Source organism: Comamonas sp. E6, assembly GCF_001010305.1.
GTDB lineage: Bacteria > Pseudomonadota > Gammaproteobacteria > Burkholderiales > Burkholderiaceae_C > Comamonas > Comamonas thiooxydans.
Genome location: NZ_BBXH01000009.1, coordinates 185,482 through 206,750, shown reverse-complemented (window position 1 = coordinate 206,750; position 21,269 = coordinate 185,482). Strand labels below are relative to the sequence as shown.

Annotated in this window: 17 protein-coding genes; 12 read left to right on the top strand and 5 right to left on the bottom strand. The window is 61.0% G+C overall.

Going from position 1 to position 21,269, the window contains the following annotated elements; translation table 11 throughout:
• Positions 1-16 precede the first annotated feature (16 nt).
• The 4 genes from CSE6_RS09210 to CSE6_RS09195 form a co-directional block, all read right to left on the bottom strand.
• Complete coding sequence (locus CSE6_RS09210) at positions 17-283, bottom strand: BolA family transcriptional regulator (protein WP_003061279.1); 267 nt, start codon at positions 281-283, stop codon at positions 17-19.
• The gene (locus CSE6_RS09205; RefSeq protein ID WP_003061281.1) at positions 280-849 is read right to left on the bottom strand and encodes a septation protein A; all 570 of its coding nucleotides are present in this window, start codon (positions 847-849) and stop codon (positions 280-282) included. The genes CSE6_RS09210 and CSE6_RS09205 overlap by 4 nt, the downstream gene beginning before the upstream one ends.
• 217 nt (positions 850-1,066) lie before the next feature.
• Entirely contained in the window at positions 1,067-1,483 is a 417-nt protein-coding gene (gene msrB / locus CSE6_RS09200) for a peptide-methionine (R)-S-oxide reductase MsrB (RefSeq protein WP_012838923.1), read from the bottom strand.
• The gene (locus CSE6_RS09195; protein ID WP_152668552.1) at positions 1,480-3,015 is read right to left on the bottom strand and encodes a YdiU family protein; all 1,536 of its coding nucleotides are present in this window, start codon (positions 3,013-3,015) and stop codon (positions 1,480-1,482) included. The genes msrB and CSE6_RS09195 overlap by 4 nt, the downstream gene beginning before the upstream one ends.
• A gap of 204 nt (positions 3,016-3,219) precedes the next feature.
• On the opposite strand from CSE6_RS09195, the gene CSE6_RS09190 reads away from it, so the two are divergent.
• From CSE6_RS09190 to CSE6_RS09135, 11 genes are all read left to right on the top strand, one after another.
• Positions 3,220-4,863 carry a 3-(methylthio)propionyl-CoA ligase gene (locus CSE6_RS09190; RefSeq protein WP_034358501.1) on the top strand — a complete coding sequence of 548 codons (1,644 nt, stop codon included), beginning with the start codon at positions 3,220-3,222 and terminating at the stop codon, positions 4,861-4,863.
• A gap of 334 nt (positions 4,864-5,197) precedes the next feature.
• Complete coding sequence (locus tag CSE6_RS09185; protein WP_059440374.1) at positions 5,198-6,220, top strand: DUF4123 domain-containing protein; 1,023 nt, start codon at positions 5,198-5,200, stop codon at positions 6,218-6,220.
• 186 nt (positions 6,221-6,406) lie between these two features.
• Entirely contained in the window at positions 6,407-7,642 is a 1,236-nt protein-coding gene (locus CSE6_RS09180; RefSeq protein ID WP_034390757.1) for a branched-chain amino acid ABC transporter substrate-binding protein, read from the top strand.
• A 230-nt stretch (positions 7,643-7,872) separates the two neighbouring features.
• Entirely contained in the window at positions 7,873-9,108 is a 1,236-nt protein-coding gene (locus tag CSE6_RS09175) for a branched-chain amino acid ABC transporter substrate-binding protein (protein WP_034390755.1), read from the top strand.
• A gap of 103 nt (positions 9,109-9,211) precedes the next feature.
• A complete protein-coding gene (locus CSE6_RS09170) occupies positions 9,212-10,165 on the top strand; it encodes a branched-chain amino acid ABC transporter permease (protein ID WP_012838916.1) in 954 nt (317 codons plus the stop codon).
• Between the two features lie 3 nt (positions 10,166-10,168).
• Positions 10,169-11,509 (top strand): branched-chain amino acid ABC transporter permease, encoded by a 1,341-nt coding sequence (locus CSE6_RS09165; RefSeq protein WP_012838915.1) that lies wholly within the window; start codon positions 10,169-10,171, stop codon positions 11,507-11,509.
• A gap of 3 nt (positions 11,510-11,512) precedes the next feature.
• Positions 11,513-12,331, top strand: coding sequence for an ABC transporter ATP-binding protein (locus CSE6_RS09160; RefSeq protein WP_034358490.1), 819 nt, complete (start codon positions 11,513-11,515; stop codon positions 12,329-12,331).
• Position 12,332: 1 nt separating this feature from the next.
• The gene (locus CSE6_RS09155; RefSeq protein ID WP_003069489.1) at positions 12,333-13,028 is read left to right on the top strand and encodes an ABC transporter ATP-binding protein; all 696 of its coding nucleotides are present in this window, start codon (positions 12,333-12,335) and stop codon (positions 13,026-13,028) included.
• A gap of 242 nt (positions 13,029-13,270) precedes the next feature.
• The gene (locus tag CSE6_RS09145; RefSeq protein ID WP_059440373.1) at positions 13,271-15,370 is read left to right on the top strand and encodes a 3-hydroxyacyl-CoA dehydrogenase NAD-binding domain-containing protein; all 2,100 of its coding nucleotides are present in this window, start codon (positions 13,271-13,273) and stop codon (positions 15,368-15,370) included.
• A 45-nt stretch (positions 15,371-15,415) separates the two neighbouring features.
• The gene (locus CSE6_RS09140; RefSeq protein WP_012838912.1) at positions 15,416-16,591 is read left to right on the top strand and encodes an acetyl-CoA C-acyltransferase; all 1,176 of its coding nucleotides are present in this window, start codon (positions 15,416-15,418) and stop codon (positions 16,589-16,591) included.
• Positions 16,592-16,729: 138 nt separating this feature from the next.
• Positions 16,730-18,589 (top strand): acyl-CoA dehydrogenase, encoded by a 1,860-nt coding sequence (locus CSE6_RS09135; protein WP_045839582.1) that lies wholly within the window; start codon positions 16,730-16,732, stop codon positions 18,587-18,589.
• Positions 18,590-18,649: 60 nt separating this feature from the next.
• Here the strand turns inward: CSE6_RS09135 and CSE6_RS09130 are convergent, their stop codons facing one another.
• Positions 18,650-19,681 carry a patatin-like phospholipase family protein gene (locus CSE6_RS09130; protein WP_034358633.1) on the bottom strand — a complete coding sequence of 344 codons (1,032 nt, stop codon included), beginning with the start codon at positions 19,679-19,681 and terminating at the stop codon, positions 18,650-18,652.
• Positions 19,682-19,956: 275 nt separating this feature from the next.
• Between CSE6_RS09130 and CSE6_RS09125 the strand changes: the two genes are divergently transcribed.
• Positions 19,957-21,222, top strand: coding sequence for an MFS transporter (locus tag CSE6_RS09125; RefSeq protein ID WP_059440372.1), 1,266 nt, complete (start codon positions 19,957-19,959; stop codon positions 21,220-21,222).
• The last annotated feature ends 47 nt before the right edge of the window (positions 21,223-21,269 follow it).

The window sequence follows — 21,269 nt, the reverse complement described above, 5'->3', positions numbered from 1 at the left end:
TCAGAACAGTGCGTTCTCAAAGTACTTCAATGGCGATGGCATGAACACCCTGGTCAATGAAGTCTTGCAGTGCATCATACACAAGGCGGTGGCGTGCCACGCGGGTTTTTCCATCAAAGGCAGGGCCGGCGATGCGCACGCGAAAATGCGTGCCCACGCCGCTGTCGTTGGCGCCGGCATGACCGGCATGCTGATAACTCTCGTCGATGACTTCGAGTCGGGTCGGGGCCAGACGCTGGCGCAGGGCGGCGTCCATGGCCTGGGCACTGATGGTCACGCTCATGGCTGCTTGTCCTTGGCTTCGGCCGCGTTGGGCACGCCGTCCTGGGGCAGGTAGCGGCTCATGTAGATGGCTTGTGCAATCACAAACACCACCATCAGTCCCATGCCGCCAAACAGCTTGAAGTTGACCCAGGTATCGGTGTCGAAGTTATAGGCTACCCAGATGTTGAGTCCGCCCATGGCGGCGAAGAAAGCGGTCCAGGCCCAGTTGAGCTTGAGCCAGATGGCGTCGGGCAGTTGCAACTGCGCGCCCATGACGGAGCGCAGCAGGTTCTTTTTGAAAACCAGCTGACCGATCAGCAGCGCGCCGCCCATGAGCCAGTAAAGCACCGTGGGCTTCCATTTGATGAAGTTGTCGTCATGGGCCAGCAAAGTGGCTCCGCCAAACAGTACGATGACGCCGAGGCTCATCCACTGCATGGGCTCGATCTTGCCGGTCTTGAAGCGCAGATAGGCGATCTGCGCCACAGTGGCGGCAATGGCCACGGCTGTGGCGGTGTAAATGCCCCAGACCTTGAAGGCCACGAAAAACAGGATGATGGGGAAGAAATCAATCAGCAGCTTCATGCGCGAAATGGTAGTCGTTCTGAAATTCAGACTGCGTAGCACCGACAAGGTTCCCGGTGCTGCGAGCAAAGTCGCATCATGCACCAAAGCGCGGGCCTTACCGTGGGCAAAGCCTTGTACGCCGGACGGATTCAGCTATCAAAGCTGATGTGCAAGGCCGGCGCAGTGAGCCCGGCCCGAAGCCGCGCGGCCCTTGCTGCTCAAGCCTTGCCAGCTCTTATTTTGGGGGCTCGTTCTGGAAATCCAGCGAGGCCGAGTTCATGCAGTAGCGCAGGCCTGTGTCAGTGGGACCGTCGGGAAAGACATGGCCCAGATGGGCTCCGCAGTTGCTGCACACCGTCTCGGTGCGCACCATGCCGTGGCTGCGGTCCACGATATTGGTGATGGCGCCGGGCAGGGCCTGGTCAAAGCTGGGCCAGCCGCAGCCGGCGTCAAACTTGGTATGGGAGTCGAACAGCTTGTTGCCGCAGCAGATGCAGTGGTAGCTGCCATCGGCCCAGAACTGCTCGTATTTGCCGGTGAAAGGTCGCTCGGTGGCTGCGTGGCGCGTGACCTGGAAGGCCGCCGCTTCGGCACCCTTGTCCTGCAACAGGGCTTGCCATTCTTGGTCGGATTTCTGGACAGGAAAGCTCATGATGAACAGCTGATTTCAATCGAGGAAGCCCAGTCGGGCGGGAAGCCGGCCCAGTCGGCGTGGTCCGGGTGCGAGTCATAAGGCGTCTGCAACACGGCCAGCATCTGCTGCACCGGGGCGAAGTCACCGGCCTGGGCGGCACGAATCACGGTCTCGCCCAGATGGTTGCGCAGCACAAAGCGCGGATTGGATTTTTGCATCAAATCGACGGTCTGTGCTTTGTCCACTTGCGCTAGCTGCTCTGAATAAGTGAGTGACCAGGCATCAAAGCTGGCGCGATCCAGAATGATGTCACGCAGTGGCTCAAAGTCGATTTCCGTTTCCTGCCTTTGTGCAACAGCATCGGTCAGGCGGCTGAAAAAGATGGTGTAGTCCACCTTGTTGTCGGCCAGGATCTGCAGCAGCGGGTTGACCAGCTGCGCAAAGCGGCCTTCGGTGGCAGGCGTGCCGGCCTCGTTTTCGGGCAGGCCCAGCTTGGCCAGCATCTGGCGCGCATAGGTGGCGGGGAAGACGGTCTTGTACGACTCCAGAGCGGAGATTGTCAGCTCTTCGTCGCCAATCAGCGGCAGCAGGGCCTGGCCCAGGCAATACAGATTCCAGTAGGCCACCTGGGGCTGGCGGTTAAAGGCATAGCGGCCCTGGCTGTCGCTGTGGTTGCAGATATGGCCTGGGTCGAAGGCGTCGAGAAACTGGAAGGGGCCGTAGTCGATGGTCAGGCCCAGAATGCTCATATTGTCGGTATTCATCACACCATGGCAAAAGCCCACGCCTTGCCACTGGGCCATCAGTCGGGCAGTGCGCTCGCTTACGGCCTGCAGAAAATTGGCGTAGGGATTGCCGTTCAGTGCAACGGCCGTGCGGCATTCCGGGTAATGCTGGTCTATGACCAGATCGGCCAGGGCTTTAAGTTCGGTCTGCATGTCGCGCGCGGCGAAATGCTCGAAATGGCCGAAGCGGATGAAGCTCTCGGCCACACGGGTCACGACGGCGGCAGTTTCCATGGTCTCGCGCGCCACGGGCAGGGGCGAGCCCGTCAGCGCCAGCGCTCGCGTGGTGGGAATGCCCAGGGCTGCCATGGCTTCGCTGCAGAGAAATTCGCGAATCGACGAGCGCAGCACGGCCCGGCCGTCGCCCATGCGTGAATAGGGGGTGCGGCCAGCGCCCTTGAGCTGGACTTCCAAGCCCTGCTCAGTCTCGCCCAACAGGATGGCACGGCCGTCGCCAAGCTGGCCGGCCCAGACGCCGAACTGGTGACCGCTATACACAGTGGCCAGCGGCTTGCTGCCGCCGTTGCCATGGCCGGAGACGGCATTGCCGCTGAGGATTTGCAGCGCTTCGGCGCTGTGCAGCCATTCGGTGTTCAAACCCATCCAGCGGGCCGTGCTGACGCTGGCTGCAATCCAGTGCGGCTCTGGCACGGGCGTGGGTTGGAGATAGGTGAAAAAAGCCGGGCCCAGAGCTTCGAAGCGGCCGGGCTTGCGCCATTGCGGGGCAGGGGATTCGCTCATGCAATCATTGTGCTTGAGCAGCATCAAGGACAGGGTTTGCAGGGTTGTTGAGCCGGTTTCCGTTGGAGAGCAGCCTAGGTTTTTCCCTGAGTGCGCGCACATCGTTCAGAGGGAGGATGCAGACAAAGGTCGCCAAGGTTACGCATTGGTGACAGTCCTCAGATGACGGCCTGGAAGCCCGCGCTAGGATGCTTCCCGATCATCACAACGATATCCAGGAGACTGCCAATGTTGGGTCTGATGCAAAGCCAGCCGCTGTTGATTTCTTCCCTGATCGAGTTTGCCGCGCGCAACCATGCCGATGGAGAGATAGTCTCCCGCCGTGTGGAAGGCGATATCCACCGCTATACCTACAAGGATCTGGCGGCGCGCTCGCGTCAGCTTGCCAACAAGCTCGATGCCATGGGCCTGGTGCAGGGCGAGCGCGTGGCCAGCCTGGCCTGGAATGGCTATCGCCACATGGAGATGTATTTTGGTGTCAGCGGCTCGGGCCGGGTGCTGCACACCATCAACCCGCGCTTGCATCCCGAGCAGGTCGCATGGATCGTCAATCACGCCGAAGACAAGGTGCTGTGCTTTGACCTGACCTTTTTGCCCATCATCCAGGCCGTGCATGCCAAATGCCCGCAGGTACAGCAATGGGTGGTGCTCTGCGATACAGACCGGCTGCCGGCAGACAGCGGCATTCCAGGCCTCGTCAGCTACGAGAGCTGGATTGCGGGCCAGTCCGATCAATACCGCTGGCCGCAGTTCGACGAGAACACCGCATCCAGCATGTGCTACACCAGCGGCACCACGGGCAACCCCAAGGCCGTGCTCTACAGCCACCGCTCCAGCACGCTGCACGCTTATGCCGCAGCGCTGCCCGATGTGATGTGCCTGTCGGCCCGTGATTCGGTGCTGCCTGTGGTCCCCATGTTCCACGTCAATGCCTGGGGCCTGCCATATTCGGCGGCGCTCACGGGCTGCAAGATGGTCTTTCCGGGCCCGGCGCTCGATGGAAAGTCGGTCTACGAGCTGATCGAGTCGGAGGGCGTGACCTTTGCTGCTGGCGTGCCCACCGTCTGGCAGATGCTGCTTGGCTATATGAAGCCAGGCGGCCTGCGTTTTTCCAAGCTCAATCGCACGGTGATCGGCGGTTCCGCCTGCCCGCCAGCCATGATCACCGCCTTCCAGGACGACTACGGCGTGGAGGTGCTGCACGCATGGGGCATGACGGAGATGAGCCCGCTGGGCACGCTGTGCACGCTCAAGAACAAGCATCTGGAACTGCCCAAGGAAGAGCAGATGAAGATCCGGCAGAAGCAGGGGCGCGCGATCTATGGTGTGGAGATGAAGATCGTCAACGACGCCGGCGACGAGCAGCCCTGGGATGGCAAGAGCTATGGCGACCTGCTGGTGCGCGGCCCCTGGATCATCGACAGCTATTACAAAGGCAGCGGCAACCCCCTGGTGCGCGGGGCCGACGGCCACGGTTGGTTCCCGACGGGGGATGTGGCGACGATAGATCCCGACGGCTATATGCAGATCACCGACCGCAGCAAGGATGTGATCAAGTCCGGCGGCGAATGGATCAGCTCCATCGATATTGAAAACATCGCCATGGCCAACCCGGCCGTGGCCATGGCTGCCTGCATAGGCATGCCGCATCCCAAGTGGGACGAGCGCCCCATCGTGGCCGTGGTCAAGAAGCCCGGTGCGGAAATCACGCGCGAGGAGTTGCTGAAGTTCTACGAGGGCAAGACGGCCAAGTGGCAGATTCCCGATGATGTGGTGTTTGTGGACGCTATTCCGATCGGTGCCACAGGCAAGATGCTCAAGACCCGTCTGCGCGAGGAACTCAAGGACTACCAACTGCCCACGGCGGTCTGAACGTCCCCCGGCCAGGCCGGAGCAAAGCCATCATCGTGAGATGATGGCTTTTTTGCCTGTGCCTTTTCTGGCGCCATTGCTTGACATCCATGCCTTCAGCTCCCGGTTTTTGCGACTGCTCGTCACTCTTGATATCGGATGGTGGTCGTGCCCACGACTTGCCGCGACGCCAGCTTCTCGGAGCCGCCTTGCTAGGCGGACTGGGTACATGGAGTCTTCCTGCAGCAGCCTGTGGGCCAGAGGCTGTCGCCCAGGCTGCACCGCGCAATGTGTGTCTGGAGTGCCTGGCACGTCGGGCGCAGCAGCGCTCAGCCTTTGTGAACAAGGAGTTGCCATGAGCGCCGGGCCGCTCTGGCCGCAAACAAGACCTGCACGCAAGAGCTGGCCTCTGCGCTGGTCGCAGCTCGTCTCGACTGGTAAGCCAACAGGCAAGCCCTTGCAGCTGTATCTGTTGCTGGATGCGGCGCAGAACAGTGACTTGTTGGTGCAGGTGCCGCAAAGCGGTGCCGAGGCCTTGTTTGCGTTCACACGCGCGAGCAAGGAGGGCAAGCTCAGCCCCTGGTTGGTACACCTTGGCAGCACTGCTCAGGCCTTGAAAATGCCGCAGCAGAATTTTCTCGACGCCGTGCTCGATGTGGTGCAGGCCTGCCCTTGCGCCAGCTTGCTGGCGAGCGAGTGCGAGATGCCGGTGCTGCTGGCCCATCTGCGCCTGGCCATGGATCCAAGACTGCCTGGCGGCGACGGCAGCTATCTTGCCTTATGGGACCCCGCCGTGCTGGCGGCCTTGCTCGGGCAAAGCGATCCGGACACGCGAACCGCCATCGAACCCGTGCTGCGCCCTGCCCAGTGCCTGGCCTTGCTGGGTCCGGTTGCACGCTGGTGGTGCTGGAGCCGATCGGGCCGGTTGCATGAATATGCGGTGGCTGATTTTGCCGGGCCTGCGGCGCCCCTGCCGCTTCAATTCAGCACCGCTCAGGTCGATGCGTTGGTAAAGGGCAATGTGCCCGATTTGCTGATCTATTACCTGAATCTGAACCAGGTCCATCTGCGCGACAGATTGCCGCCGCTGGCAATGCATTGGTTTGCGCGTCAGCAACTGGAGTTTGCGCGCCGCCATGGGCTTGCTGGTACGCGCGACCTGCTCAGCTATCTGTGTCTGGCGCTGATTGCAGGAGCACGCTTTGATCAATTGCCCGGAGTGGTCGAACTGCTGGCCAGGGTCAAGGCCGGCAGGCTGAGTTTTGACGAGTTGATGCGCGATATAGGACCGCATCTGGAGGGCAGGGAACTGCCGGAACCGCAGGTGCTGACCAGCTCCAGCGGCCTGCCGCTGACGGAAAGCCAGTTGCCGCTCTAGGCCGCTGAATCAGATAAGTCTCTGCATTTTTATAGGCGGGCGCCAGCAGCTATTGTTTTGGGAGCTTCGGCCTGAGGTAAACCCTGCAGTCGCCAAAGTGATATGCGCTAGGGCAACCCCCAGGCCGCAGGCGCTGGCTTGCCCTTTAGTCTGGGCGTCGCTCATAACCACCAACGGAGACGCTCTATGAAGTTTGCAATCAAGGCTTTGACAGCATCGGTGATCCTGGCGTGCGCGGGGAGTGCGATGGCGCAGAAGGGTGAGACCGTCAAGGTCGCCTGGATTGACCCGCTCTCGGGCCTGATGGCAGCGCTGGGATCCAATCAGCTCAAAAGCCTGCAGTACGTGGCCGAGGAAATCAACAAGAGCAGTGCTTCGGGGGTGAAGTTCGAAATCATCGGCATCGACAACAAGCTCAGCCCGCAGGAGACCACAGCCGCGCTGCGCTCGGCCATGGATCAGGGCGTGCGCTATGTGTTCCAGGGTAACGGCTCGGGCCCGGCGCTGGCCATCATGGATGCGCTGGAAAAGCACAATGCACGTAACAAGGGCAAGGAGGTCGTGTTCCTCAACTATGCGGCGGTGGACCCGGACCTGACCAACAGCAAGTGCAGCTACTGGCATTTCCGCCTCGATGCCGATACCTCCATGAAGATGGAGGCCTTGACCACATATATGAAGGACGTGCCTGAGGTCAAGAAGGTCTATCTGATCAACCAGAACTACTCGCATGGCCAGCAGGTGTCCAAGTTTGCCAAGGAGATGCTCAAGCGCAAACGCCCCGATGTTGAAATCGTGGGTGACGACTTCTCTCCTCTGGCTCAGGTGCGCGACTTTGCGCCCTATGTGGCCAAGATCAAGCAGTCGGGCGCCGATACGGTGATCACCGGCAACTGGGGCTCGGACCTGGCGCTGCTCATCAAGGCCGCCAACGATGCTGGCCTGAACAACGTCAAGTTCTACACCTATTACGCCATTGCCACGGGCGCGCCCACGGCCATGGGGGCGGCGGCGGCAGGCAAGGTCTATATGGTGGGCTACGGCCACCTGAACATGCCCGGCGCCATGGACAAGATCGTCAAGGGCTTCAAGGCCAAGGTCAACGAGGATATGTACACCGGTACCGTGTACACGGGGCTGAACATGCTCGACCAGGCTTTTGCAAAAGCCAAGACCACCGACCCGGTCAAGGTCGCCGCGACCATGGAGGGCATGAAGTTCCAGAACTACAACGGCGAGGTCGAGATGCGCAAGACCGATCACCAGCTGCAGCAGGGCCTGTACATCGCGCGATGGGAGAAGGCCGGCGGCAAATACCCCATGGACTCGGAGAACACGGGTTATACCTTTGCGCCCGTGAAGTACTTCGAGCCCTATGTGGCCAGCACCCCCACCAGTTGCCAGATGAAACGCCCCTCCTGAGCGGGGGAGGCGGGATCGATATTCGGGGCGCCCTGGTGGCGTCCTTTTTTATTCCCGGGTTTCATTCGCCTGCAAGTGCGAGCAGCTGTCGCACAAGTGTCGCCAACTGCCGCGAATCGGCCTTGGAAGTCGCATGCGTGATAGTTACTAAGGCTTTCCCCAGCGGGAAAAAGTCTACCGACCGGTAGATTGGCGGCAGTCGCTAGCAAAAACAATGAAAGGAGACAAGTATGAAATGGGTTATGCGTGCGGTGGCCCTCTCGGCTATGGCTGTGAGTGCAGGTGGTGCATGGGCTCAGAAGGGTGAAACCGTCAAGGTCGCCTGGATTGATCCCTTGTCGGGTCTGATGGCTGCCGTGGGAACGAATCAGCTCAAGACTTTTCAGCTGCTGGCGGAAGAGTTCAACAAGAAAAATGCCTCGGGCGTGAAGTTCGAGGTCGTGGCGCTGGACAACAAGCTCAGCCCGCAGGAGACCACGGCCGCGCTGCGCTCGGCCATGGATCAGGGCGTGCGCTATGTGACTCAGGGCAATGGCTCGGGACCGGCGCTGGCCATCATGGATGCGCTGGAAAAGCACAACAATCGCAACAAGGGCAAGGAGCTGCTCTATCTGAACTACGCTGCGGTGGATCCCGATCTCACCAACAGCAAGTGCAGCTACTGGCATTTCCGTCTCGATGCCGATACCTCCATGAAGATGGAGGCATTGACCACATTCATGAAGGACGATGCCGAGGTCAAGAAGGTCTATCTGATCAACCAGAACTACGGCCATGGCCAGCAGGTGTCCAAATACGCCAAGGACCTGCTCAAGAAAAAGCGCCCCGATGTGCAGATCGTGGGTGATGACTTCTCTCCTCTGGCCCAGGTGCGCGACTTTGCGCCCTATGTGGCCAAGATCAAGCAGTCTGGGGCCGATACGGTGATCACCGGCAACTGGGGAGCGGATCTGTCGCTGCTGCTCAAGGCTGCCAATGATGCGGGGATGAACAATGTCAAGTTCTATACCTACTATGCCTTCGGTCCTGGGGGGCCCACCGCCATGGGCGCAGCGTCCGAGGGCAAGGTCTATACCGTGACTTATGGGCACTACAACATGGGTGCGCCGATTCAGGCGAGCATGGAAAGCTTCAAGAAGAAGTTCAACGATGACCTGACGCAAAGCTCCATCTACCATGTATTCGCCTTGCTGGATGCAGCTTTTGTCAAGACAGGCTCCACCGACCCGGTCAAGGTTGCGGCGGCACTCGAGGGCATGAAGCTGAAAAGCTTCAACGGCGATGTCGAGATGCGCAAGAGCGACCACCAGTTGCAGCAAGGCCTGTATATCTCCAAGTGGCAGAAGGCTGGCGGCAAGTTCCCCTATGACGCGGAAAACACAGGTTACACCTTCGCCCCCGTGAAGTACTACGAGCCCTATGTGGCCAGCACGCCCACCAGTTGCCAGATGAAGCGTCCGTCCTGAGTCAGGCTCACTCTCCCTCGTGCTGCAGCATCCGTACCCACAAGAACGCATAACAGGTGCAGTGCTGCAGCAGTCTTTTTGCTCATGAGAACAAGGCAAGTCGATGACGCCTGAATTTTTCACCATATCGATGCTCAACGGTGTGAGCTACGGGCTGCTGCTCTTCATGCTCAGCTCAGGCCTGACGCTGATCTTCAGCATGATGGGCGTGCTGAATTTCGCTCACACCAGTTTCTACATGCTGGGTGCGTACTTCGCATACACGCTCAGCGGCATCATCGGGTTCTGGCCCGCGCTCTTTCTCTGCCCCGTGCTGGTGGGCGTGCTGGGGGCGCTGTTCGAGCGCTACAGCCTGCGCCGCGTGCACAAATATGGCCATGTGCCCGAGTTGCTGGTGACTTTTGGCCTGTCCTATCTGATTCTCGAGGTGGTGCAGCTGGTATGGGGGCGGGGCACTGTGCCTTATGCGCTGCCGTCGGCGCTGCAGGGGCCGCTGTTTACCTTGTATGGCACACAGTTCCCCAAGTCGCGCTCCTTTGTGATGCTGGTGGCGCTGCTGATGCTGGTGGCCGTCTGGCTGCTGCTGACGCGCACACGCATCGGCCTGGTGATTCAGGCCGCGCTCAAGAACCCCGAAATGGTGGAGGCGCTGGGCCACAACGTGCCGCGTGTCTTCATGCTGGTGTTTGGCGGTGGCTGCGCGCTGGCCGGCCTGGCCGGCGTGATCGGCGGCAACACCTATGTGACCGAGCCAGCCATGGCGGCCTCCGTGGGCTCCATCATTTTCGTGGTGGTGGTGGTCGGCGGCATGGGTTCGCTGGCCGGGGCTTTCGTGGCCTCGCTGCTGATCGGTGTGGTGCAGACCTTTGCCGTGGCGCTGGACTGGTCTCTGGCCGGCCTGTTTACCTCCATGGGCCATCAGGTCAATGAGTCCACCTTCGGCTGGCCCGTGCTGCGGCTGACGCTGTCGCAGGTCGCGCCGATCCTGCCTTACCTGTTCCTGGTGCTGATTCTGATCTTCCGCCCCAAGGGCTTGCTGGGTACCAGAGGGGATTGAGCCATGTCTTCGATTGCAAAAACATCCATGAATTCTTCTGCTGCCGACAAAGCTCGGTCCCAGGGACATTACCGCTTCAAGCCCTTGAACATAGGGCGAATTCTGGTCTGGGGCCTGTTTGCGCTGGCGCTGATCGTGGCACCGCTGATCTTCACCAGCTCGCTGGCTCTGACCATGCTCAGCCAGATCGGCTATCTGATCATCATCTGCCTGTCCTACAACATCCTGCTGGGGCAGGGCGGCATGCTGAGCTTCGGTCATGCGGTCTATACCGGCCTGGGGTCGTTTCTGGCCATTCATGCCATGAACAAGGCTGCTGCAGGCGAGATGGCAATTCCGCTGGTGCTGATTCCCGTTGTGGGTGGCCTGGCGGGCATGTTCTTCGCTGCGCTTTTCGGCTATGTGACGACCAAGAAATCCGGCACCACCTTTGCCATGATCACCATGGGTCTAGGTGAGCTGGTGGCATCCATGGCGCTGATGTTTCCCGAGTTCTTCGGCGGCGAGGGCGGCATCACCACGGACCGGGTCTACAGCAAGTTCTTCGGGCTGGATTTCGGCTCGGGCCTGCAGGTGTACTACCTGATTGCCGTGTATTGCTTTGTCTGCACGGCTGCCATGTTTGCCTTCACTGGCACGCCGCTGGGACGCATGCTGAACGCCGTGCGCGACAACCCCGAGCGTGTCGAGTTCGTGGGCTACAACACCCAGCGCGTGCGCTACTTCGCTTTCATCATTGCAGGCTTTTTTGCCGGCATTGGTGGCGGGTTGACGGCCATCAATTTCGAGATCATCACGGCCATGGATAGCGTCAGCGTGGTGCGCTCGGGAGGCTATCTGCTGTTCACCTTCCTGGGCGGTGCCACCTTCTTCTTCGGCCCCATCATCGGTGCCGTGCTGCTGGTGCTGGCATCGGTGCTGCTGTCTGAGCTGACCAAGGCCTGGCTGCTGTATCTGGGCCTGGTGTTCCTGCTCATGGTCATGTATGCCCCTGGCGGTGTGGCCAGCTTGATCATGATGAATCTGCGTGTGGCCAAGTTCGGGCATTTCAAGCGCCTGCTGATGCCCTATCTGGGCATTCTGGCGGCGGGCATCGTGACGGTGATCGGTGCCGCCTCGCTGATCGAGATGATCTATCACATGCAGCTCAATGCGGCTCTGGGGCCCAAGGTGCCGTTCATGGGAACCGAGCTGGACACCAGTGCTGCTGCCACCTGGACAGTGGCAATTGTGGTGTTCGTGGTGGGCCTGGGCCTGCTGGAGGGCGTGCGCCGACTGACGGCCCGTCGCTGGGGCCGCATACAGGAAGCGATCGAAGAAAGCATCAAGAAAGGGGAGGGCTGAACCATGTCCAGCATCGCCATCCATCAACCGGCTGCGCAAGCTGTGCAGCAGTCTGCTCATGCGCTGGAGCTGCGCGATCTGCGCAAAAGCTTCGGCAAGACAGAAATCATTCGCGGCGCCAATCTGGCGGTCAATGCGGGCGAGCGCGTCGCCATCATCGGCCCCAACGGTGCGGGCAAGAGCACGTTGTTCAATCTGATCAGCGGCCGCTTCGAGCCCAGCAGTGGCGAGGTGCTGCTGCACGGCCAGCGCATTGACGGCAAAAAGCCTTTCGAGATCAATCGCATGGGGCTGTCGCGCAGCTTTCAGATCACGAATATCTTTCCCAAGCTTTCGGTGTTTGAAAACCTGCGCTGCAGCGTGCTCTGGAGCCTGGGCTACCGCTACAGCTTCTGGCGTTTTCTCTCCAATTTGCACGACGCCAACGAACGTGCCAACGAGCTGATGGAGATGATCGGCCTGCACCGCAAGCGCGACACGCTCGCGGTGAACCTGACCTATGCCGAGCAGCGCGCTCTGGAGATCGGTATCACCATCGGCGGCGGTGCCAGCGTCATCTTGCTGGACGAACCCACGGCAGGCATGAGCAACAGCGAAACCGCACATTTCATACAGCTGATCAAGAAAGTCACCGAAGGCAAGACGCTGCTGACCGTGGAGCACGACATGGGCGTGGTCTTCGGGCTGGCGGACAAGATTGCCGTGGTGGTCTATGGCGAGGTCATCGCCTATGACACGCCCGAAGCCGTGCGTGCCAACGCCAGAGTGCAAGAAGCATATCTGGGATCTTCCGTCGCAGACCAACAAGCAGGAGCGCATTGAGATGCTGAAGATCAACGATTTGCATGCCTACTACGGCAAAAGCCATGTGCTGCATGGCGTGGACTTCGAGGTCCATGCCGGCGAGATCGTGGCCTTGCTGGGGCGCAACGGCTCGGGCCGCTCCACCACAGCCAAGGCCATCATGGGACTGGTGCACTGGGAGGGGGCACTGGACTGGAAAGGCAAGAACCTGCATGGCAAGAAAGCCTACGAGGTGGCCCACCTGGGTATCGGCTATGTGCCCGAAAGCCGCGATGTCTTCCCCAATTTGACCGTGCATCAGAACCTGATGCTGGGCCAGAAAGGCAAGGGCAAAGGCAGTCGCTGGGGTTTTGACGACATGTATGCCATGTTTCCCCGCCTCAAGGAACGTCAGCACACCGAGGCCGGCGTGATGTCGGGCGGCGAGCAGCAGATGCTCACGCTCTGCCGCACGCTGATGGGTGACCCGGATCTCATCATCATCGACGAACCCACGGAAGGGCTGGCACCCAAGATCGTGGAGCTGGTGGGTGAATACCTCAAGAAGATCAAGGATCGTGGCGTGTCCGTGCTGCTGATCGAGCAAAAGCTGACCATCGCCATGAATATCTCGGACCGGGCGCTGGTCATGGGCCACGGGCATATTGTTTTTGACGGAACTCCCGAAACCCTCAGAGCGAACGAAAAGGTTCGCAAGGAGTGGCTGGAGGTTTGAGCTGACACACCCCTTGAGCGGCTTTGCCGCTTCCCCCTCTCTCGCTTTGCGGGAGGGGGACGACATCCTTGCCGCGGGGCGGTGGGGCCGCCCAGGCCCTTGCTTGCTGTCTCTGACATGAGGTGCGCTCATTCTGTGAGCTGTCTCGCTCAGGACAAGCATCAGTTGCGCAACGCAGCAAAATTCGGAAAATAAAAAACGCACGACCGTTCTTTTCTATTTATTGAACAGGGGACAACAGCATGACTGCTGAATACAAAGTGGACGGAGCCATCGCCGTCATTACCTTGAACAACCCGCCGGTCAACGGCCTGGGTCTGGCCACCAGACGAGGTGTGGTTGAGGGTTTGCGCCAGGCTCTGGCGGATGACGCCGTCAAGGCCATCGTCATTACTGGCGCCGGCAAGGCCTTCTCGGGCGGAGCCGATATCACCGAGTTCGGCAAGGAAGATGCCTACCGCGAGCCGCATCTGATTTCGGTCATCCAGCAACTGGACCTGTCGACCAAGCCTGTGATCGCCGCGATCCACAGCGTCTGCATGGGGGGCGGGCTGGAGCTGGCGCTGGGCTGCCATTACCGCATTGCGGCTCCCGGCACGGCCGTGGCGCTGCCCGAGGTCAAGCTGGGCCTTCTGCCAGGCGCCGGCGGCACCCAGCGCCTGCCGCGCGTACTGGGTGTGGAAGCCGCACTCAATATGATTGTCAGCGGCGAGACCGTGATGAGCGAAATGCTGGCCATGCTGCCTGGCCAGAAGCTGTTCAGCAAGATGTCTGCTTCGGCCGAGACGCTGCTGGCCGAGGCCAAGGCCTTGGCGCTGGAGGTCGCCGATGTCCGCCCGCTGCCGCGTGTGCGCGATCTGTCCTGCAAGCATCCCCAGGGCGAGGCCTATTTCGAGTTCGCCGCCACCATGGTGCAGGGCATGTCCAAGAACTTCCCAGCTCCCCTGCGCTGCCTGGAAGCCGTCAAGAATGCCACGACCAAGAAATTCGACGATGGCATGGTGGCCGAGCGCGAAGCCTTCATGCAACTGATGATGACGCCCGAGTCGCGTTCGCTGCGTCATCTGTTCATGGCCGAGCGTGCCGCCTCCAAGATCCCCGACGTGCCTGGCGATACACCGGTGCGCGAGATCCGGACCGTGGGTGTGATCGGTGCCGGCACCATGGGCGGCGGCATTTCCATGAACTTCCTCAATGCGGGCATTCCCGTCACGATTCTAGAGACCAAGCAGGAAGCCCTGGATCGCGGCGTGGCGACCATCCGCAAGAACTACGAGGCCCAGGTCAAAAAGGGCAAGCTCTCCGAGCAGAAGTACGAGCAGCGCATGGCGTTGCTCAGCACCACGCTCAACTATGGCGATCTGAAGAATGCCGACCTCATCATCGAGGCCGTGTTCGAGGAGCTGGGCGTGAAGGAGCAGGTCTTCAAGCAGCTCGATGAAGTGGCCAAGCCTGGCGCGATTCTGGCGTCCAACACTTCGACCCTGGATGTGGACAAGATCGCCGCCTTCACCAAGCGTCCGCAGGACGTGGTGGGCATGCATTTCTTCAGTCCCGCCAATGTGATGAAGCTGCTGGAAGTGGTGCGCGGCAAGGCCACGGCCAAGGATGTGCTGGCCACGGTGATGAAGGTGGGCAAGAAGATCAAGAAGACGGCCGTGGTCTCCGGCGTCTGCGACGGCTTCATCGGCAATCGCATGATCGAGCAGTACTCCCGCCAGGCCGGCTTCCTGCTGGACGAAGGTGCATCGCCACAGCAGGTGGACAAGGCCATCGAGAAGTTCGGCTTTGCCATGGGCCCGTTCCGCATGGGTGATCTGGCGGGTAACGATATCGGCTGGGCCATCCGCAAGCGTCGCTATGTCGAGAAGCCCGATATGAAGTACAGCGCCAGTGCGGACCGTCTGTGCGAGCTGGGTCGCTTCGGCCAGAAGACCGGTGCAGGCTGGTATGACTATGTGCCCGGCAAGCGCGATGCCATTCCTTCGGAGGTGGTGGCCAAGATGCTCGACGAGCATCGCAAGAGCCTGGGTATCACGCCGCGCAAGATCTCCGACGAGGAAATCGTGCAGCGCCTGGTCTATGCGCTGGTCAACGAAGGCGCTCAGATTCTGGAAGACGGTATTGCCAGCAAGTCCGGCGATATCGACATGGTGTATCTGACCGGTTATGGCTTTCCGCTGTGGCGCGGCGGTCCCATGCACTATGCGGGCGAGGTCGGCCTGTTCAACGTGGTTCAGGCCATGGGCCGCTTTGCCCAGAACCCCAACGACGATGCCAAGTTCTGGCAGCCCGCACCGCTGCTGGCCAAGCTGGCCGCCGAAGGCAAGCAGTTCAGCTAGGCGCGGACGATTTGCCACGAAACACCCAGAATCAAAGGACAGAACATGACATCCGCAGTGATTGTTTCTACCGCGCGCACTCCGCTGGCCAAGAGCTGGAAGGGCGCTTTCAACATGACTTACGGCCCCACCATGGGCGCCCACGCCGTCAAGGCGGCCGTGGAGCGCGCAGGCATTGAGGGCGCCGAGGTCGAGGACGTGATCATGGGCATGTCCCTGCCCGAAGGCACGACAGGCGGTAACGTCGCTCGTCTGATTGCCATCCGTGCAGGCCTGCCGGTCACGACATCGGGGCTGACCATCAACCGCTTCTGTTCCTCGGGACTGCAGGCGATCGCGCTGGCCTCCCAGCGCATCATCGCGGGCGAGAACGATGTGCTGGTGGCGGGCGGCCTGGAGAGCATCTCCTGCGTGCAGCCCCACCTGAATCCGCATATGGCCTTCGATCCCGAGCTGACGGCCATGAAGCCCGAGATCTACTGGAATATGCTGCAGACTGCCGAGCAGGTGGCCAAGCGCTACAACATCAGCCGCGATGCCCAGGATGAGTACGGCGCCTCCAGCCAGCAGAAAGCGGCTGCGGCACAGGCGGCCGGTCTGTTCGAAGCCGAGATCGCCCCCATGAAAACCGTCATGGGCGTGGCCGACAAGGTGCGCGGCCTGATCACCAAGGAGGTGACCGTCAGCAAGGATGAGGGCATTCGTGAGGGAACGACCAAGGAAGGCATTAGCGGCCTGCGCAGTGCGCTGCCTGGCGGCGTAGTCACAGCCGGCAATGCCAGCCAGTTCTCCGACGGCGCCGGTGCCTGCGCCATAGTCAGCGAAGCCTATGCATCGCGCAAGGGTCTGCAGCCCCTGGGTCGCTTCCTGGGCTTTGCCGTGGCTGGCTGCGAGCCCGACGAAATGGGCATCGGCCCCATCTATGCCATTCCCAAGGTACTCAAGAAGCTGGGTCTGTCGATCAATGACATCGACCTCTGGGAGCTCAACGAAGCCTTTGCCGTGCAGGTCATCTACTGCCGCGACAAGCTGGGTATTCCGGCCGACCGCCTCAACGTCAACGGCGGTGCGATTGCCGTGGGCCACCCCTATGGCGTCTCGGGCCAGCGCCTGACGGGCCATGCACTGATCGAAGGCAAGCGCCGTGGTGCCAAGCGCGTCTGCGTGACCATGTGCATTGGTGGCGGTATGGGCGCAGCGGGCGTGTTTGAAGTGCTGTAAGCACGGCTTCAGCCAAGCCGCCTTCTGGCCACCTTGGGGTAGGGGCTGGAGGCGGCTTTTTTCTCCTCTGGATATATGAAATTGATAGCTTCAAGCGCTTTACCCATAAGCGATAAAGCCTGCTTTGATAGGTAATCTATGCGCCTGCGTTCCACCATTGACTTTCTGCTCTACGACTGGCTGCAGGCCGAAGGCCTGACCAGCCGTCCCCGCTTTGCCGATCATTCGCGTGATACTTTCGATGCGGTGATGGATACCTGCGAGCGCATCGCGCGCGAGAAATATGCGCCCTTCAACCGCACGGTGGACTTGCAGGAGCCGCAGTTCGATGGCGAGAAGGTCATCCTGCCTCAATGCACCTACGAAGCCCGCGAGGCCTATGCCGAATCGGGCATGCTCAGCGCGGCCCAGGACTACGAGATGGGCGGCATGCAGCTGCCCTATACCGTGGAGGCGGCGGCCAACTGCTTTTTCGCGGCGGCCTCGATCAGCATCGGCTCGAACATGCTGACCTCGGGCAATGCCAACGCCATCATGGCCCATGGCAGCGAGCGGCAGAAAAAAGTCTTTGCCGCCAATGAGTTCAATGGTCGCTGGGCCGGCACCATGGCCTTGTCCGAGCCGCAGGCGGGCTCGTCGCTGTCGGACATCGCCACGCGCGCGGAACCCGATGGCATCGAGCATGAGAGTGACGCGCTGGGGCCGCGCTATCGGCTCAAGGGCAACAAGATGTGGATCAGCTCGGGCGACCACGAAATGACCGAGAACATCGTGCATCTGGTGCTGGCCAAGATTCCCGGTGCCGATGGCAAGACCATTGCCGGCGTGAAGGGCATTTCGCTGTTCATCGTGCCCAAAAAGCTGGTCGATGCCGAAGGCCGGCTGACCGGCGAGCGCAACGATGTGGCCCTGGCAGGCCTCAATCACAAGCTGGGCTGGCGGGGCACGACCAATACCTTGCTCAATTTCGGCGAGGGCAAATACCCTGTGCGCGGTCAGCATGGTGGCGGCCTGGACGGCCGCGGCGCGGGTGCGATCGGCTATCTGGTCGGCAAGCCCGGCGAGGGCCTCAAATGCATGTTCCACATGATGAACGAGGCGCGCATTTCCATCGGCATGGCGGCCTCCATGCTGGGCATGGCCGGTTATCACGCCAGTCTCGAATATGCGCAAAGCCGCCCACAGGGCAGGCCCATAGGCGAGGGCGGCAAGGATGCGAGCAAGCCGCAGTCGCGCATCATCGAGCATGCCGACGTCAAACGCATGCTGCTGGCGCAGAAGGCCTATTGCGAAGGTGCGCTGGCCTTGAACCTGCTGTGCGCCAGATTGGTGGACGAGCAGTACACGGGCGAAGCACAGCAGGCAGCAGAAGCCAGACTGTTGCTGGAGGTGCTGACGCCGGTGGCCAAGAGCTGGCCCAGCGAGTTCTGCCTGGAGGCCAATTCGCTGGCCATCCAGATCCATGGCGGCTATGGCTATACGCGCGATTTCGCGGTCGAGCAGTACTGGCGCGACAACCGTCTGAACATGATTCACGAGGGCACGCACGGCATACAGGCCATGGACCTGCTGGGCCGCAAGGTTGTCATGGATGGCGGCAAGGGGCTGCAACTGCTAGCTGCACGCATCAATGCCACCATCCAGCGTGCCATGCAGCATGAGAAGCTGGGCACCTATGCCAACCAGCTGGCGCGTGCGCTGGCCGATGTTGGATCAACCACCAAGGCGGCCTGGGCCACGGGCAATCCGCAGGAGGCACTGGCCAATGCCGTGCCCTATATGCAGGCCTTCGGTCATCTGGTGCTGGCCTGGATCTGGCTGGATGTGGCGCTGGCCGTGCTGGCCATGGACAAGGATCTGGCAATTGCCGCCCACCGCGGCAGCATGGCCGCGCAGCGCTACTTCTTCCATTACGAGCTGCCGCGTATCGGCGCCTGGCTGCAGGTGGTCAAGGCGCGCGACATGACCTGTGCAGGGATGGAGGAAGAGGCGTTCTGAGCCTCGCAGCGCTGCAAAAAGGCCCGCGTCAGCGGGCCTTTTTCATGGAGCAGGTTCAGCTCAGGGCTTTTCGCAGTTGCCGCTCATACCCACCATGCCGGACAGCTTTTGAAGGCTGGAGCGCTGTTTCAGGCAGTCCTGATAGCTCGCTTCGGCGGCTTTCTGCTGTGCTATTTGAGTGGCTTTGGTGCGTTCGGCGCGCAGCTGGGCGATGCGTTCGCGAATCTGCGGCATCAGTGCAGTGGCGGCCTTCTCGCCTTCCACAATCGCATGGCTGCGCTGCGCGAAGTCGGCCGGGCCGATGTCCAGCACCTTCGGACGAATGATGATGTCGGCACGCGCCAGCTCGGCCTGGCCCAGCTTCTGACCCATGATGGCAATCGACTGATTGAGCGCTCCCAGCATATTGGCGGGGGTCTTGCCGCTGGCCTTGTTGGAGATGTCCACGGCGATCACGATGTCGGCCCCCAGATTGCGCACGGCATCCACCGGCACGGGGCTGACAATGCCGCCGTCCACATAGTGGTGCTTGCCGATGGTGACGGGCTGGAACACGCCGGGCACGCTGCTGGAGGCGCGCACGGCCTGGCCTACATTGCCACGTGCGAACACGGTGCGTTCACCGTCTTCCAGGCGCGTGGAAACCGCAACAAAAGGCTTGGCCATCTGCTCCAGTGGTTTGCGGCGGACTTGTTCATTCACATAGTCCTCAAGCTTCTGGCCCAGCACCAGGCCGCCGGCGGACAGCTGCAGGTCGCGGATCTTGGCTTCGTCCAGCGCCACGGCTTTTTCCTGCAGCTCAAAGGCGTTCATGCCGCTTGCATAGAGCGCACCCACCACGCTGCCGGCGCTGGTGCCTGCCACGAACGAGGGCGTGAGGCCATTGGCCTCGAGCATCTTGATGACGCCGATATGGGCAAAGCCCTTGGCCGCACCGCCGCCCAGCGCCAGGCCGATCTTGATCGGAGGGGCTGATGTGGTGGTCGAGAGGGTCTCAGGAGTCGCAGCGGGGCTGGGGGGATTGCTGCCGCAGGCGGCAAGGCCAAGCAGACTCAAACAGACCAAGGGGCGCAAAAAAGCATTCAGGCACATGCCGGGAAATCCTGCTGTCATTAGGGCGCAAAGTATAGCGACGGGGGTTTGAACCGTTGACGTACTGGTTTTGGTCGTCAAAAAGCATAGCTTCCTGTGTTTGACAGCAAATAGTTTGAGACATGTATCCTTTGTTTGGCCTATGCGTGCCGATGCGACTCTGCAGACAATGTTCTCATCACAAGCAAGTGGCTGGCCCGCTTTGACGGCGCGGCAGGATGAACACCTGTCCGCTCTGTCCCTGTCGCAGGCCCGGCCCGATCAAGAGGCAGCAAATGTCGCAAAGCAATACATGGCAGGCCGGTGCCACAACGGCACAGGCCTCGGTCTGGTGGGTGGGCTTCGGCCTGGTGGTGGGAGTGCTGGGGGCGGCGCTGATCAGCCCGCTTTATGCGCTCTATCAGCAAGCCTGGCAGTTGCGGCCCAGCGATATCTCGCTGATCTATGTGCTCTATATGTGCGGTGGCCTGTGCGCCCTGCTGTTTCTGGGGCGTCTGCCCGACCGCATCGGCTTTCAGCGCGTGATGCTGTGTTTTCTGTGCCTGACGCTGGCAGGCACTTTGATCTCCATGCTGGCCTGGAATCTGCCCAGCCTGATCGTCGGGCGTTTCATGGTGGGGGTGTCATCAAGCCTCATCACCATCAGCGCCACCACGGGCCTGACACTGCTGGCTGCCAGCGCAAGCACCGGTCTGCAGCCGCAGCGCGTGGCCATGGTGGCCAGCTTTCTCAATGTGCTGGGCTTTGGTCTGGGGCCCTTGATCGGTGGCGTGGCGGGGCAGTGGCTGCCTCAGCCCTTGACGACGGCCTATCTGGTGCCGCTGTTGCTGGGCTGCATCGGTGTGGCAGGCGTTGTCACGCTCAAGCTGCCGGAGTCGGTGCAGCGGGATGCGGGCCAGCTGGGACAGGCCTCCGAACGTCTGCACTGGCGGGACTGTCTGCCGCGGCTGACATGGCCTGTGCGCGAGGATTCCCTGGCCTTTGCACTGACCTGTGGCTATCCGTTCGTGGCGTTCGGTGTATTCGGGCTGTATGCCTCCATGGCACCGCTGTTTCTGCAGCAGATGATTCCCTGGAGCGGCCCTATGGTCAGCGGTACGGCCATTGCGGTGATCTTGCTCGTCTCTGCAGGCATTCAGCTGGTGGCTGCCAGCCTGCCGCTGCACCGCTGCGGCTTTGCCGGCATGGCGCTGCTGGTGCTCAGCAACGGCATGCTGTTGCTGAATCTGCAACTGCAATCAACGCTGCTGTTCATCTTGGGCGTGGGCTTGACAGCACTGGGGCATGGCATGTGCATGCTGGCCGGCATGACCATGGTGGGCCGTCTTGCCAGGCCCGAAAACCGGGCAGGCATGTTGTCTACCTATCAGACCATCGGTTTGCTTGGCTCCATGTTGCCCATGATGGCAGTGGGCTGGATTGCCGACCACTGGAGCATCAAGCTGGCCGTGAGCCTGTTTGCCTGCTTTGTCATGCTGTTGGCTACCCTGCTGGGCTTGGCATTTGCGCGTCATCCGCGCATGCAAGGGGTTGCGGATTAGCGCATGGCTTGCATAGAGTTTCTGTAAATCACAGAAGAAAACACTTA

Coding starts and splice junctions, on each gene's coding strand:
- CSE6_RS09180 (WP_034390757.1), top strand. CDS start 6,407: ATGAAGTTTGCAATCAAGGCTTTGACAGCATCGGTGATCCTGGCGTGC.
- CSE6_RS09185 (WP_059440374.1), top strand. CDS start 5,198: ATGAGCGCCGGGCCGCTCTGGCCGCAAACAAGACCTGCACGCAAGAGC.
- CSE6_RS09135 (WP_045839582.1), top strand. CDS start 16,730: ATGCGCCTGCGTTCCACCATTGACTTTCTGCTCTACGACTGGCTGCAG.
- CSE6_RS09130 (WP_034358633.1), bottom strand. CDS start 19,681: ATGTGCCTGAATGCTTTTTTGCGCCCCTTGGTCTGTTTGAGTCTGCTT.
- CSE6_RS09125 (WP_059440372.1), top strand. CDS start 19,957: ATGTCGCAAAGCAATACATGGCAGGCCGGTGCCACAACGGCACAGGCC.
- CSE6_RS09175 (WP_034390755.1), top strand. CDS start 7,873: ATGAAATGGGTTATGCGTGCGGTGGCCCTCTCGGCTATGGCTGTGAGT.
- CSE6_RS09170 (WP_012838916.1), top strand. CDS start 9,212: ATGACGCCTGAATTTTTCACCATATCGATGCTCAACGGTGTGAGCTAC.
- CSE6_RS09195 (WP_152668552.1), bottom strand. CDS start 3,015: ATGCTGCTCAAGCACAATGATTGCATGAGCGAATCCCCTGCCCCGCAA.
- msrB (WP_012838923.1), bottom strand. CDS start 1,483: ATGAGCTTTCCTGTCCAGAAATCCGACCAAGAATGGCAAGCCCTGTTG.
- CSE6_RS09155 (WP_003069489.1), top strand. CDS start 12,333: ATGCTGAAGATCAACGATTTGCATGCCTACTACGGCAAAAGCCATGTG.
- CSE6_RS09160 (WP_034358490.1), top strand. CDS start 11,513: ATGTCCAGCATCGCCATCCATCAACCGGCTGCGCAAGCTGTGCAGCAG.
- CSE6_RS09190 (WP_034358501.1), top strand. CDS start 3,220: ATGTTGGGTCTGATGCAAAGCCAGCCGCTGTTGATTTCTTCCCTGATC.
- CSE6_RS09205 (WP_003061281.1), bottom strand. CDS start 849: ATGAAGCTGCTGATTGATTTCTTCCCCATCATCCTGTTTTTCGTGGCC.
- CSE6_RS09165 (WP_012838915.1), top strand. CDS start 10,169: ATGTCTTCGATTGCAAAAACATCCATGAATTCTTCTGCTGCCGACAAA.
- CSE6_RS09210 (WP_003061279.1), bottom strand. CDS start 283: ATGAGCGTGACCATCAGTGCCCAGGCCATGGACGCCGCCCTGCGCCAG.
- CSE6_RS09140 (WP_012838912.1), top strand. CDS start 15,416: ATGACATCCGCAGTGATTGTTTCTACCGCGCGCACTCCGCTGGCCAAG.
- CSE6_RS09145 (WP_059440373.1), top strand. CDS start 13,271: ATGACTGCTGAATACAAAGTGGACGGAGCCATCGCCGTCATTACCTTG.